At 54.3% G+C, this 440-nt stretch carries 1 rRNA gene; it reads right to left on the bottom strand.

Annotated elements, in window-relative coordinates:
• Positions 1 to 440: ribosomal RNA gene (locus tag OO306_RS28195) — 23S ribosomal RNA — on the bottom strand; the annotation flags it as partial.

The raw sequence follows: 440 nt of genomic DNA, 5'->3' as shown, positions 1-440 counted from the left end.
AAACCACCCCAGTCAAACTGCCCGCCTGACACGGTCCCTGTACCGGTTTCACGGTACCAGGTTAGAACTCCGATACGATCAGGGTGGTATCCCAACGGTGCCTCCACCGAAGCTGGCGCTCCGGCTTCCAAGGCTCCCACCTATCCTGTACAGATCGTACCAAAGTCCAATATCAAGCTGCAGTAAAGCTCCATGGGGTCTTTCCGTCTTGTCGCGGGTAACCTGCATCTTCACAGGTATTAAAATTTCACCGGATCTCTCGTTGAGACAGCGCCCAAGTCGTTACGCCATTCGTGCGGGTCAGAATTTACCTGACAAGGAATTTCGCTACCTTAGGACCGTTATAGTTACGGCCGCCGTTTACTGGGGCTTCGGTTCACAGCTTCGGGATTGCTCCCTAACCGCTCCCCTTAACCTTCCAGCACCGGGTTCCTCGTGTT

It is taken from the genome of Pseudomonas sp. DCB_AW (assembly GCF_026240895.1).
In the GTDB taxonomy this organism is placed as follows: Bacteria; Pseudomonadota; Gammaproteobacteria; order Pseudomonadales; family Pseudomonadaceae; genus Aquipseudomonas; species Aquipseudomonas kermanshahensis.
Note: the sequence above shows the minus strand (reverse complement) of the source record. Positions and strands in the feature narration are given on the sequence as shown.